Origin of the sequence: Paenibacillus qinlingensis (genome assembly GCF_013204845.1) — a bacterium.
Taxonomy (GTDB): Bacteria; Bacillota; Bacilli; order Paenibacillales; family NBRC-103111; genus Paenibacillus_E; species Paenibacillus_E qinlingensis.
Map to the genome: position 1 here is coordinate 546738 of NZ_JABMKY010000001.1, position 12895 is coordinate 559632.

The 12895-nt window shown below is 45.8% G+C and carries 14 protein-coding genes; all 14 read right to left on the bottom strand.

Going from position 1 to position 12895, the window contains the following annotated elements:
* Positions 1-15: 15 nt before the first annotated feature.
* The 14 genes from yqeK to HQN88_RS02775 all read right to left on the bottom strand — a co-directional run bounded on the left by yqeK (position 16) and on the right by HQN88_RS02775 (position 12726).
* Positions 16-588, bottom strand: a complete 573-nt coding sequence (gene yqeK / locus HQN88_RS02710) for a bis(5'-nucleosyl)-tetraphosphatase (symmetrical) YqeK (protein WP_173108676.1) — start codon at positions 586-588, stop codon at positions 16-18.
* On the bottom strand, positions 578-1165 hold the full coding sequence (nadD, locus tag HQN88_RS02715) for a nicotinate-nucleotide adenylyltransferase (protein ID WP_173108677.1): 588 nt from the start codon (positions 1163-1165) through the stop codon (positions 578-580). The genes yqeK and nadD overlap by 11 nt, the downstream gene beginning before the upstream one ends.
* Positions 1166-1177: 12 nt before the next feature.
* Complete coding sequence (gene yhbY, locus HQN88_RS02720; protein ID WP_173108678.1) at positions 1178-1471, bottom strand: ribosome assembly RNA-binding protein YhbY; 294 nt, start codon at positions 1469-1471, stop codon at positions 1178-1180.
* 20 nt (positions 1472-1491) lie between these two features.
* A complete protein-coding gene (aroE, locus tag HQN88_RS02725) occupies positions 1492-2352 on the bottom strand; it encodes a shikimate dehydrogenase (RefSeq protein ID WP_173108679.1) in 861 nt (286 codons plus the stop codon).
* Positions 2353-2371: 19 nt separating this feature from the next.
* Entirely contained in the window at positions 2372-3487 is a 1116-nt protein-coding gene (gene yqeH, locus HQN88_RS02730) for a ribosome biogenesis GTPase YqeH (protein ID WP_173108680.1), read from the bottom strand.
* A gap of 9 nt (positions 3488-3496) precedes the next feature.
* Positions 3497-3991, bottom strand: a complete 495-nt coding sequence (locus HQN88_RS02735) for a YqeG family HAD IIIA-type phosphatase (protein ID WP_173108681.1) — start codon at positions 3989-3991, stop codon at positions 3497-3499.
* A gap of 91 nt (positions 3992-4082) precedes the next feature.
* Complete coding sequence (locus HQN88_RS02740) at positions 4083-4859, bottom strand: alpha/beta hydrolase (protein WP_173108682.1); 777 nt, start codon at positions 4857-4859, stop codon at positions 4083-4085.
* Positions 4860-4919: 60 nt separating this feature from the next.
* A complete protein-coding gene (locus HQN88_RS02745; RefSeq protein ID WP_173108683.1) occupies positions 4920-7151 on the bottom strand; it encodes a DUF4129 domain-containing transglutaminase family protein in 2232 nt (743 codons plus the stop codon).
* Positions 7144-8430 (bottom strand): DUF58 domain-containing protein, encoded by a 1287-nt coding sequence (locus tag HQN88_RS02750; protein ID WP_173108684.1) that lies wholly within the window; start codon positions 8428-8430, stop codon positions 7144-7146. The genes HQN88_RS02745 and HQN88_RS02750 overlap by 8 nt, the downstream gene beginning before the upstream one ends.
* Before the next feature lie 4 nt (positions 8431-8434).
* Positions 8435-9394 (bottom strand): AAA family ATPase, encoded by a 960-nt coding sequence (locus tag HQN88_RS02755; RefSeq protein WP_173108685.1) that lies wholly within the window; start codon positions 9392-9394, stop codon positions 8435-8437.
* Positions 9395-9999: 605 nt separating this feature from the next.
* Positions 10000-10350: a stage V sporulation protein AE gene (spoVAE, locus tag HQN88_RS02760; protein ID WP_056609845.1), complete on the bottom strand. Its 351-nt coding sequence runs from the start codon at positions 10348-10350 to the stop codon at positions 10000-10002.
* A complete protein-coding gene (gene spoVAD, locus HQN88_RS02765; protein ID WP_173108686.1) occupies positions 10347-11366 on the bottom strand; it encodes a stage V sporulation protein AD in 1020 nt (339 codons plus the stop codon). Before spoVAD ends, spoVAE begins: the two co-directional genes overlap by 4 nt.
* Before the next feature lie 4 nt (positions 11367-11370).
* Entirely contained in the window at positions 11371-11841 is a 471-nt protein-coding gene (gene spoVAC, locus HQN88_RS02770) for a stage V sporulation protein AC (RefSeq protein ID WP_171635171.1), read from the bottom strand.
* A 24-nt stretch (positions 11842-11865) separates the two neighbouring features.
* Positions 11866-12726 carry a DUF421 domain-containing protein gene (locus HQN88_RS02775; protein ID WP_173108687.1) on the bottom strand — a complete coding sequence of 287 codons (861 nt, stop codon included), beginning with the start codon at positions 12724-12726 and terminating at the stop codon, positions 11866-11868.
* Between the last annotated feature and the right edge of the window lie 169 nt (positions 12727-12895).

Below are 12895 nucleotides of genomic sequence, written 5' to 3' on the forward strand. Positions count from 1 at the left end.
TCATCCTCCATGTCATTAGGTGTGTAGTTGTATTTGTTCCAATAAATCATTGCGCGTCAGAATTGTTAAGGGATAAATGCGCTTTCCTTTGGAAATCAAAAAGTTGATCGTGGAGTCAAAACCGGCAATCAAAGCGCGTTCAAGACTCGTATTTGCCAGTTCACGAATAAACTCGACTCCTGGAAAATCACGACCTGGCTCCATATAATCCGCCAAGCAAACTATTTTGTCTAGCAGCGTCATCTGTTCTCGACCAGACGTATGATACCGAATCGCATCTAAAATTTCCTCGTCGTCGATTCCGAATTGCGACTTAGCGATGAAAGCCCCTGCATGTGAATGCCATAGCTCCTTATCGAAAACTAACAAATCTTGTGGTAAATCGTTCTCACGAATAATCTTAGCTTGCTCACCAGTAGGCCAATACTTGCAATAGTCGTGCAAAATCGCTGCAATATCTGCTTTGACCGCATCCCCGCCAAATCGCTCAGCAAGCATAACGCTCGTTGCCATCACGCCAAGGGTATGCTGCCAACGCCGCTCGGGCATTTGCTCCTTCACAGCTGCCATCAGGTCCTCACGTTTCATATAAGCCATTCACCTCCATGAAATGCCCAACCTTATCTGGTACAAGATACCTGACAGGATCCCTCTTCTGTCTCAACGCCCGAATAGCTGTCGATGAAATTTCAACGAGGGGCATCGGAACAAGCTTCACTCGGTTTCGTATATGTTCGGGCAGCTGTTGCAGGTCCAGATCATAACCAGGTCTGGCTAATCCAATAAAATGAATATGCCGCACGATGTCATCGATGCGATGCCACTGCGGCAAAAACTGAACCATATCCGCGCCAATAATGTAAGAGAACGCGATGTCCGGATATTGCGATTTCAACAGCTCGATCGTATCGATACTATAGGATACGCCGCCTTTGTTAATTTCGATATCGACAGGACGAAAAAAAGGATTGCCTTCTGCAGCAAGGCAAACCATCTCCCAACGCTGCTGACTCGTTCCTTTCGGGGCATTAGGTTTATGCGGCGGGACGTTTGCTGGCATTAGCCAAACCTCGTCCAAGCCCCCTTCCACCCTCGCACGTTCAGCTGCGATTAAATGACCGGTATGAATGGGATCGAATGTGCCTCCCATAATTCCGACAAGCATACGTCCACCTCATTAGCGCGGCAGTTCAATCTTCTTATTGTCACGCGATTCTTTGTACAACACAACGATTTTACCAATAACCTGAACTAGTTCTGCGCCTGATTTCTCGGACAATTCCACTCCGACTTCTTGGCGATCTTCACCGCTATTGTTGAGTACGGTGATTTTGATCAATTCACGCACCTCAATAGCTTCTTGGATGTGACGAATTAAATGCTCATTTACGCCACCTTTACCTACTTGAAAAATCGGATCTACATGGTGCGCCAAAGAGCGCAAATGTCTTTTTTGTTTGCCTGTTAACATGGATGTCCCTCTATTCATTCTTATTCAGTTAATGACTGTTCTACCACCTGTCTCATCGCCGCAACCGGCGCAGGGGTTCCCGTCCAATACTCGAAGGCGTATGCGCCTTGATAAATAAACATGCCAAGCCCGCCATGAATGCGCGCGCCAATGGCTTCCGCTTCACGAAGAAATCTCGTAATCCGCGGGTTATATATAAGATCACTAACGAGGTGATGCGGTCGAAGCAGGTGTAGTGGTAAAGGGAGTTCATCTACGTTTGGATGCATACCTGCCGACGTCGTATTCAACACGAATTCAACATTGTCCACAACGTTCTCCAACTCGTCCATCCCTAAACCAACGGTTTCGGTGAAAGCGCCAATTGTGGCTGCCAATTCGACTGCACGCTCTTTGGTACGATTCGCGATATAAATGCAGCTCGCACCTTCTTTCGCAAGTGCATAAGCTACACCTCTCGCCGCGCCGCCTGCCCCAAGAACTAGAACTCGTTTACCTTTGAGCTCGATGCCCGTCTCTTCTTTCAACGAACGAACATACCCGATACCATCGGTGTTAAATCCTTTGAGCTTCCCATTCTCGTTCACAATGGTATTCACTGCGCCAACGATCAAAGCTCCTTCATCGATCTCATCAAGGTAATTCATGACATCTACTTTATGCGGAATCGTCACATTCACTCCGCGATATCCTAGTGCCCTAATTCCCCGAACTGCTTCCCCAAGCGCTTCTGGCTTAACATGAAACGCAGCATATACCCCATTGATGCCCGCTTCCTGAAAAGCGCGATTCAACATTATCGGTGAACGAGAATGCCTGATCGGATCCCCGAAAACCCCGTACAAAACTGTATGACTGTCGATCGTCCGAAGTTTCTCCATGATTTCCCCCATGTTCTCCCTAAATCAACGATTCCCGTGTAATGACTTTAATCCCTTTCGGTGCATGTACAGCAAGCTGAGCACCAGCAAGGCTGTTCACTTTAATCCATCCTAAACCAGAGACGAGCACATCCATCTGTTTCCCCTTCGGAATGTGCAACGGATGTTTGACCAGCTTCGGAAGCTCTTCAAGATCTGCCTGAGCCGGAGGCGTCAACATGACACCCTTATGATCTTCATATAACTGATCCGCTTTCTCGAGCTTCGTACGATGAATCTGAATGGCATTCGACGTATATATCGTGAAGGATTGATGCTCACCTTGGATAAAATCAAAACGAACTAACGCACCAAAAAATAAGGTTTGTCCTTCATTAAGTTGAAATACCATTGGTTTCAACGGTTTGTCCGGCATGAGTGGCGTTAAATCACGCTTCTTCACGACTTCTGTAAGACGATGCTTGTACACAATCCCAGGCGTATCAATAATGAATTTCCCATCATCGAGTGGAATTTTCACTAAATCAAGCGTAGTTCCCGGATATAGCGACGTCGTCAATTCGGATTCCAAATCACTGTAATCACTAATCAAGCGATTAATCAGCGTTGATTTCCCAACGTTGGTTGCACCAACCACGTACACGTCCATGTTGCCACGATATTCTTGTACAGCCGAAATAACACGGTCAAAACCGATGTTTTTCTTCGCGCTGCAAAGAATGATATCCACAACCTTGAGATTCTCTTCCTTCACGCGACGCTGTACCCAGTTAATGATTTTGTTGGCATTCGTCACTTTCGGAAGTAAATCAATTTTGTTAACGACGAGTAAAACGGGATTATTGCCGATAAATCGGGCAAGTGAACTAATCATGCTGCCTTCAAAATCAAAAATATCCACGATTTTCACGACTAGCGCCTTCGTTTGACCAACATGTCCTAATAATTTCAGGAAGTCGTCTTGTTGAAGGGTAATGCTTGAAGACTCATTATAATGCTTAATTCGGTAACAACGCTGGCAAATCAAAGGCACCTTCTGCAAGGCAGCCTCTGGAATAAAGCCCAGCTTACTTTTGTCTTCTGTTTGCAGCCCAATGCCGCAACCCGTACAATGCCCAATTGTTTCTGTACTCATGAAACCTCCCTATTTCTTCATCCTTGCTAGAGCCCATTTCTCAATCAGCCGATTCACTTTCGTGAAGAAGCCTTCATCTTTTCTTGAGATGGGTTGAACAAGGATCGTGTATAGCCCCATTCGATTGCCGCCAAGCACATCTGTCAGCATTTGATCCCCGATAACAGTCGTCTGTCGTGCATTCGTTCCGAGCAACTTCATCGCTTTATGGAAGGAAGCATTCGTCGGTTTTTTGGCACGGTGAATAAACGAAATGCCCAGGGGCTTAGCAAAAGTCGAAACCCTGTTATGATGGTTGTTCGACACAATGACAACCTTGAAGCCGATCTGCTGCAAATGGTTCAGCCATTCTATTAACTCAGGTGTCGCATGTGGATCACGTGCACCAACAAGTGTATTATCAAGATCCGTTATAATTCCGCGAATGCCGAATCCCCACAAGTGATTGGCATCAATATCATAAATTGTATGAACAGACTGTCTGGGTACTAGCTTTTTCAGCAAACAAATTCCCTCCAACTGCTTCCTTGACATATACGTGAAACTATACCATAGTGCCTCGTTTGTTGCAAAAAGAAAAGAACATATTTTCCCCCTATGCCTTGTTTGGCAATGGCAACCACTCTAAAACACGCTGTATTTTGTGATCCCAATATCCCCATTCATGGGTAGCCGACTCTTCTTCATAGGTAATAACTAGCCCTTGTGCATGACAATAATCGCGGAATCGAATGTTATCTTCATATAAAAAATCCTCAGTGCCACAGCATTGATAAAGCTTAGGTTGCTCTACTTTACTAGCAACAAGCTGATTAGCGAGATAGAACAAATCGTTTGGGCTATTTTTTATCGTCGTCACATCGCCATAAATCAGTTGAAAATCATTCGGAAAAGCTGTAGCTCGCTCAACAATATCTACGGCTCCAGACAAACTAGCCCCTGCTGCATACCGATTCGGATGCGAAAGTGCCAACTTCATCGCCCCATATCCCCCCATGGATAGTCCTGCCACGTAATTCAGCTCTCGTTCTTCGGCTAAGGGAAAGAAGGATCTTGCTATCACAGGTAATTCTTCACTAATGAACTCCCAATACTTCGGACCTGACGCCATATCTGCATAAAAACTCCGGTTTACAGCAGGCATAACTACTGCAATACCATGCTGAGAAGCATAGCGCTCAATGGACGTTCTACGCATCCAAATGGTATGGTCATCGGACAACCCGTGCAACAAAAGTAAGGTAGGATGCTTCCCACCATAAGCATGCGAAGCTAGTCCAATCTGACTTTTGGCAATTTGAGGTAGTATGACATGCATGGAAGCAGCAACACCAAGGGATTCTGAATGAAAATGACAATCGATAAACGCCATCTGATTAAATCTCCTCTCATAGGAAGCCACCCTCCTTGATGGGAGAGTGGCTTCGGCTCATCATTTTATTTGTTCTTTGACACGGACAATTAATTGGTTTGCTTGTTGATATTCGACTTCAGATACAGCTAATTGGCTGTATTTGGCTCGTTCGAACAGTTCAATTAATGCGTCCAATTCTTTCTTCATCCATTTGCTCTGTGTTGACCACCTAGTGGTTGCTTCACGTACTGTTTCATATTCGTATCGGGTGTACCCTTTACGACGGCAAGCACGGAGCATTTTTTCAAATTCAACGATGATTTTCTGATTAAAATTCACGACTTGCAGCTGCTTCCTGCGAGTACGCCAATTGTGCCACGCTTCGCTTCTTACTAAGAAGAATACAGCAACAGTAAGAAGTGCTGCTACCACTACACCACTTAATGTCAGCCATAGCCATGTGAAACTTGCTGCTTCTGTCGTTTCTTCAGGCAATGTGCTAGTTTCTGTGTCTGTCGGTATATCTTCTACAACAGGTGCTGCTTCAGGGAATACGTTAGGCAAAGCAAAGCCGGAAGTTGGCTCGAATGAAATCCATCCAAAGCCTTCAAAATAAATTTCCACCCAGGAGTGCGCGTCGGAGTTGCGAACCGTGTAGGTGCCCGCCCCATCTAAATCAATCGTTGCTCCTAACTGGCTCAAGATACCCTGCTCGCGAATGTCATCAGCAATCGATGAAGCGCCAGAGGAGTATCCTTTCACCCAGCGAGTAGGCAATCCAAGCGATCGTGTGAGAACAGCCATTGCCGTCGAGTAGTAGTCACAATAGCCTTGCTTCACTTCGAATAAGAACCGATCCACGAAATCCTTGCTCTTCCCCTTCGATTCATCCGGCGTATTCGTATAAGGAAAATGTTCCGATAAATACTTCTCAACCAGCTTTGCTTTATCATAAGGATTCGTCGCGGATTTCGTAATATCTAGCGCTAACTGCTTCACTCGCTCCGGTAAATCGACAGGAACTTGCAAGTATTCAGCCCATTCCGGTTTGTTGGTAAAATCTTGCTGCGATTGTCGCAGTAGATCTTCCTCTAGAATCGGCTCTTGGACAACGATCGAGTAATCTTTGGGATAATTAGATCGTCCCGTGAATCGAAGTTCCGATTGTCGCGGTGTCCAAATGATACGCTGGAACGGATTCTCGCCTTGATTGATTTCCACGATTTTCTGAATGGCATAGCCCCCGAATATGACCGGGAACGTCTCATCTCTCTCCATCACAACACTTTGTGTAACTTCCTGTGTTTTCAATTGGGATACATCAAATCGTGGATCAAGCGGTAACGGATTCAAATTCACCCGATACGCAGGCAATCTCTTCTCCGTTGGTCCAAGCTCCCATCCTTTACCATTATACATCGATCGGGTTTCCCCACGGAAGTAAGTTCGTTTGGTAGATTCAACGGTCATCACCGGTGTGTAGTCAAATCGAAATCCACCACCAAGTCGACTATCATCTCGGCTATAGCCAGATGAAGCATCTGCGGTCGATGCGGCAATACTAACCCCTTTGCCAAGCAACGGCACCGTTTCCCCTCGACTTACTTTCCAAGCTGTGTAAGGGTCTGTCAGTATAGGGTTTACTGTCGGAGCGAAAACGCCAGCTAAAGTAATTACACCAATTAGAATAAGAATAGGAACAGTAAATGACGACGGGTAATCAGAAATCGTTTCCCAAACGTCTGGCGCTTTCTTCTTCAATTGAGAGAAATGTCTCACAATTAAGAGCAGAAATCCACAAAGCATAATCATCGCCACTTGAGGCCATAGAAAAATCATACTGAAGGAATCACGAACAGCAAAAAACAAAATGCTAACAAAGATGAGGACTACAATACGGAACCTTGATTGCACGGACCACATTGCGAATAAATAGATGATCCATGCTCCCAAGCTAAACCAAATATACGGTTCAAGCTGCCCCGCGTTAAGCCCAATAAAGCGAAGCGCCTCTTTCCAAGTTGTCATATTTACAGCTACCCAGTGATAGCCCATACCCAACCCATGAAACCAGATAATCAGAACGAATTGGAGAAACGCTCGTAGGCCGTCTTTTATTCTGGGAATACAGTAGGTCGCTGTCGTAAGAACTAAGGTCCAGGTAACGAACGAAACCGTCTCTGGTAGCCACAACCCATCTTCTTTCATAATCCAAATCAGAAATTGGTATAGGAATATCCCCACGAATATCGCAGATACACGCAAAGCCCAATCTTTAAGAAGAATTCTGCTCCACCATGTGTTAGGCATACCGTTTCGCCCCTCCCAAGAGGTTAGGCAAGTCCGTTAATTGACTTACTTCATACCCCATATAGCCTTGCGAGCGAATGGCCTTAATATAATCCTCATGTGCGGAAATATGTTCCACACCCTGTGGGCTGAAAGCTTGATCTTCTTGGGCATGAATCCAAATATGACATGGCTTCATTTGAAGCAGTGCCATTTGCTGAAACATCTGCAGCATTGCGCTCCCTTTTTGCGGGGAAATGAGTACAATTAAGCTGCCAGCAGGCCAATCCTGCGAGCGTTCCTTCAGAATTTGGCTGAGCGTTTGATAACCATCCGCATCTACACCAACGAGATGTTTTACAATTTCCTTGTAATGATGCTGACTGTGCTTCGGTTCAAAATAAGTAAATTCCTTGCCGATCGACAGTAAGCCAAGTGCCATTTCTCGTCCCGTTCCGTATCGGAATAAGGAAGCTGCAACAGACACCGCTAGTTCAAACTCGGCCGCATCTCGGTATGCTCGAGCAGTTCGGTCCAGTAAAACAATGGTTTTCGGCAAAGATTCTCGCTCGAACTCCTTCGACTTCCAAGTCCCGGTCTTCGCGGTCGCATTCCAGTGAATACGTGAAAGTCGATCGCCATAAATGTACTCCCGAACACCATTGATTTGAGTCGTTTCACGGTGTGCGCTCGTCGCCGTCGAGTGATGCTGCATGCCTTTGAGCATTTGATGAAATTGCGCCCATTCGCGGATCATAACGGTTTGCGGATACACCGTTATCGGTTGTTGCAGATCTAATCGACCCTTATGCTGGAAGAAGCCAAAAATATCTTCGGTCAAGCATTCGGTTTCTCCGAAACGATAATACCCTCTCCGAAGTGGCGGCGTGCTGTACGTGAATTCCCCCCGTCGTTTCCAGTCTGGCACGATAGATCCTTCGAACACAGATTCGTCTCCATTCTGACGTATGAGCTGATCTTTAATCATCACGTAGGGAACGGGCCAGTAGCCTGGTAATTGGACACCGAGCCCAATTTGTAAAGATTGTCCTGCCTCCAGTTTGGCCTCTATGCTTGTATTCGTAAGCTTCCGAGTCCCTTGCACACGTCTGATGCCGCTCCAATTTCCTGAAAGTAAATAGACAGTTAAAAATGTCATCGTTATGAACAGCATGGAAGCCAACTTGCCGCCTTGAAATAGCATGAATAACAAGCTAGCTGCCAAGCAAGTTATAAGTAGCCAAAATGGTGCCGGAAGCCGGGTGAGTTCCCCGAATCGTTTGAATACCGGTCGTTTCATAGGCTCACTTCTCCAATCTAACCGGAACCCGTACTTGCTCAAAAATCGTCGCGAGCACAGAGGCAATGCTAACGCCATCCATACGCGCTTCCATTTGAAGGATCATACGGTGACCCAGTACAAAAGGAGCTAAATATTTAATATCATCTGGGATGACATAATCACGGCCATGTAAGAAGGCATAGGCTTTGGAGGCTAATACCAACGATAGCGTAGCCCTTGGACTCGCACCAAGGAAGACCGCGTGATGCTCGCGTGTTTTTCTCGAGATTGTGACTAAGTAATCAGCAACTGCTTCATCCAAATGCACTAGGCGAACCTGCTCTTGAATTTCAAGCACTTGCTTCGTATCTACAATAGCATTCAGCGCTTCCATCGGATGTACTTTGCTTTGGGAAGCTATCATCATTTTCTCAGCTGCTTCACTCGGGTAGCCAAGGCTCAACTTAATCATAAATCGATCTAATTGTGCCTCTGGCAAAGTATACGTTCCCTCAAAATCAATTGGATTCTGAGTTGCTAGCATGAGGAACGGGGATGGAAGTTCATGCAAATCACCATCTACCGTAATATGTTGTTCTTCCATTGCTTCAAGAAGAGCTGATTGCGTCTTGGTTGTCGCACGGTTAATCTCATCTACAAGTAAAATATTTGTCATAATCGGCCCCGATCGGAAAAGAAACTCCTCTTTTTTGGGGTGATATATAGATACGCCAGTTATATCCGTTGGCAATAAGTCCGGGTTACATTGAATACGGCGAAACTGCCCATTAATCGATTTCGCAAGTGCTTTAATGAGTACAGTTTTCCCTGTCCCTGGGACATCCTCAAGCAGAACATGACCACCTGCCAACATCGCAGTAAGCAACAATTCAATTTCGGCACTTTTGCCAAGAATACATGATTCTAAATTTGCTTTCAGCCTAGCTAGTACTTCTACATGATGCTGGGTGGCAGTTTCCATGTGTTGATCCTCCTTAGAGTTTTGCTTGCAAAACTTGCTTCGTAAGCACTACTGAGTTTTCGTAAATCTTGTATGCGTAAACATGACGTTTTTTGTACCAACCTGCTTCATCTTCTGTTTCGCTCAGAAAACAAACAAAATGTACGTAAATCTAGTTTACAGGAAAGTTTTTCTTCCGTATACTTGTAAATCCTCTAAAGTTATTTGTTAAAATTAACCACGTAAATGAGCCTTGGATAAATTACTGAAGGTGCGAGGAGAATAAATGGTTGTTTGGTTACGAAAATGGACGAATCGGGTGGATAGTCAGGTGGATTTCGTGAGAGAATGTAGTGCTTGTTGACTGACCTGAATTCCTGTGTGAATGCGCTCCGTTGAGTTATACGTTCAGGCAGATGAGTCGCTAATTGATTTAGATGTAAAATGTACAGCTGTTTCGGTATACAATGCTTATAAAATCAGGATAAATGGAGTTTTTCCAGTTATTCCTCCCGTAACGTCCCTAGACAGCCACCACCCTCCGCGACACTATACGCACAAACGAAAAAGACGCCTCACGGCGTCCTTTTTTCACTTCATATTTAGCCTTCCGCATCTGCCCTGCTTTACCCCTTGGGCTTCACAAACAAGGCAGCTAAAAAGGAGAAGATGATCGCGGCGGAGATCCCCGCGCTAGTCACCTTGAAAATACCTGTAATGATGCCTATATACCCTTCCTTATGCAGCTCTTCCAGTGCACCATGAACAAGGGCATTCCCAAAGCTCGTAATCGGCACCGTCGCACCAGCGCCAGCAAAGGCAATCAACGGTTCATATAGATTGCAACCGTCGGCTATGGCACCAAGCACAACCAATGTGCTCATGGTGTGGGCCGGTGTTAATTTCCCAACGTCCATCATTAGCTGCCCCAGCACACAGATGGCTCCTCCAACAACAAATGCCCAGAAAAAACTCATACGTATAAACCTCCAGACTCGATGGAAACAGCATGTGCGATACAGGGAATGCTTTCACCTTGTTGGAATGAAATCGGTGAAAGCAAAGCCCCCGTTGCGACAACGAGGATTCGCTTCAATTCTCCTTTTGCCATGCGCTTTAATAAATGCCCATAGGTCACTGTAGCAGAGCACCCGCATCCGCTCCCCCCTGCTTGGACGGTTTGTGTTTCTCGGTCAAAGATCATTAATCCACAATCATTATAAGTCGTTTGCTCGATTGGGAATTGATGCTTACTAAAGAGCTCGCGTGCAATGCTGATCCCCACCGATGCGAGGTCCCCCGTCACGATAAGATCGTAATAAGAAGGGTCGCGATTCAACTCGCGACAATGTGTTTGAATCGTATCGACAGCGGCAGGCGCCATCGCAGCGCCCATATTAAACGGATCCGTGATCCCCATATCCACGACGCGTCCGATCGTGGCCGCGGTGACGACAGGGCCGTCCCCGGTCTTCCCAAGCACGGCGACGCCAGCGCCAGTGACGGTGTACTGCGCCGTCGGCGGCTTCTGCGACCCGTATTCCGTCGGATAACGGAATTGCTTCTCCGCCGTGCAGTTATGGCTGCATGTCCCAGCCATAACATGGTTGGCTGCGCCAGAATCAACTAGTTGCGCGGCTAGCGCCAGCCCTTCCATCGACGTGGAGCAAGCACCGAATATCCCTAGATAAGGGATATTCAATGTCCGCGCAGCGAACGTGTTGGAGATGATCTGATTCATCAGATCCCCTCCAACATAGAATTGGATTTGGCCGTCGGTAAGACCAGCTTTCTTCAGTGCAAGCTGAGCGGCTTCTTCTAGCAGCGCTTTCTCCGCTTTTTCCCACGTTTTTTGACCAATTGTCAAATCACCGTGAACGATATCAAAATCCTCATTGAGCGGTCCTTTTCCTTCATCAGGACCCACAACAGTACCTGTTGAAAGAATGACAGGCCGATTCTCGAAAAGCCAGCTTTGGTGTCCCTTCAGCATCTCCTCAGCCCCCCGTGAAGATCAGATGTGCAATCCCTACAAAAAAGGCCGCCACTGTTCCGAAAACGATGACTGAACCTGCTAATTTAAACATGTTACCGCCAACACCGAGAACGAGTCCCTCAGCACGATGCTCAATAGCTGCAGAACAGAGAGAGTTCGCAAACCCGGTAACTGGGACAGAGCTTCCGCCACCTGCCCACTGTGCGATTTTGTCGTAAATGCCAAAGCTGGTTAAGATCACCGAAATAATAATCATAACAGCAACGGTCGGGTTGCCGGCGGTCTTCTCGGTAAAACCAAAGTAATTAATGAACATATGCATAAAGCATTCACCGATTAAGCAGATTGTCCCACCTACCAGAAAGGCTCTGCCACAATTTTTGAGTACAGGTCTTTTAGGTTCTTGCTGTTTAGCTAACTTTTGATACTCCTGTTGTGTCATCGTTAAGTTTTTCTTCTTGTTGTTAGGCATGACTTACTCCTATTCCCTCAAAGCCTAAGCTCTGAGAATCGTATGTACCTGCTGGATAATTTGAGTTAACTGAACGGAACAGCTTTCATACATCTGTTTAGCTTCAGAATTGTTCGTCGTTAATGAGTACAACTCTAGGTCTGCTTCGCATTTCTTCAAGCACGCTAGTACGGCAGGTCGTTCGGTAGATGCTGGTAGGACTAATTGGTCATCAAAAAGGTCAACGGATAATTCACCATGCGTATCGACCTGTCCAAGAAATACATTTTCTTTGGCCACACCCATCTTTTCAAGTTCTGTTTGCAGCCAACCTCTACTTTTACCAGCTGCAGCTAAGGGCTCATTTTGAATAACACCATCCATCATAACGGCTTGAGTCGGTTTCTCTATGGCTAGCTTTAGCCCTACATGCTTTGGCGTTAATGGTTGGTTCTCACTCTTCAGTAGAATACTCAAATCACCGCTGGATTCCAGCATTGCGAATTCCACATCCGCCACTCGAAATACACCTTTCGTACGCAACTGTTCAAGTAATTCATCACCTGTATAGCGTTCTTTTTTTAAATTACCTTCTAGAATCTTGCCATCCTTGATGAGAACCCTGCCATTGCCTTCAAACCAGACTCGAAGGGTCTTGCTCTTTAACGTCAATATTTCCAGCACTAATGGCACAAGTACCCATATTAGAATCGCGATAACACCATGTACATAATTTGCTTCGACGTCGGTCGAGATGTTCCCGGCCAAATCCCCAAGCGTTATGCCAATGACATATTCAAAGAAAGTGAGCTGAGAAATTTGTTTTTTACCTAGAATCCGCGTCAATACAAACAGAAATATCAAGGTACTTAATGCTCGAATCGCAATAAGTATCCAGTCCGGCACATCATTCCTCCCCCTTCTTCAACTTTCAATATCTACATTATGTGTCATTTGAACCCTAACTATTATTGCTCTAAATTGGATTTATTTGTTAACATGTATCAAACACTATGGGGGCATATTAACAACCGCAAACAGGAGAGCACATATGTCGATGATTTGTTCTCATCCA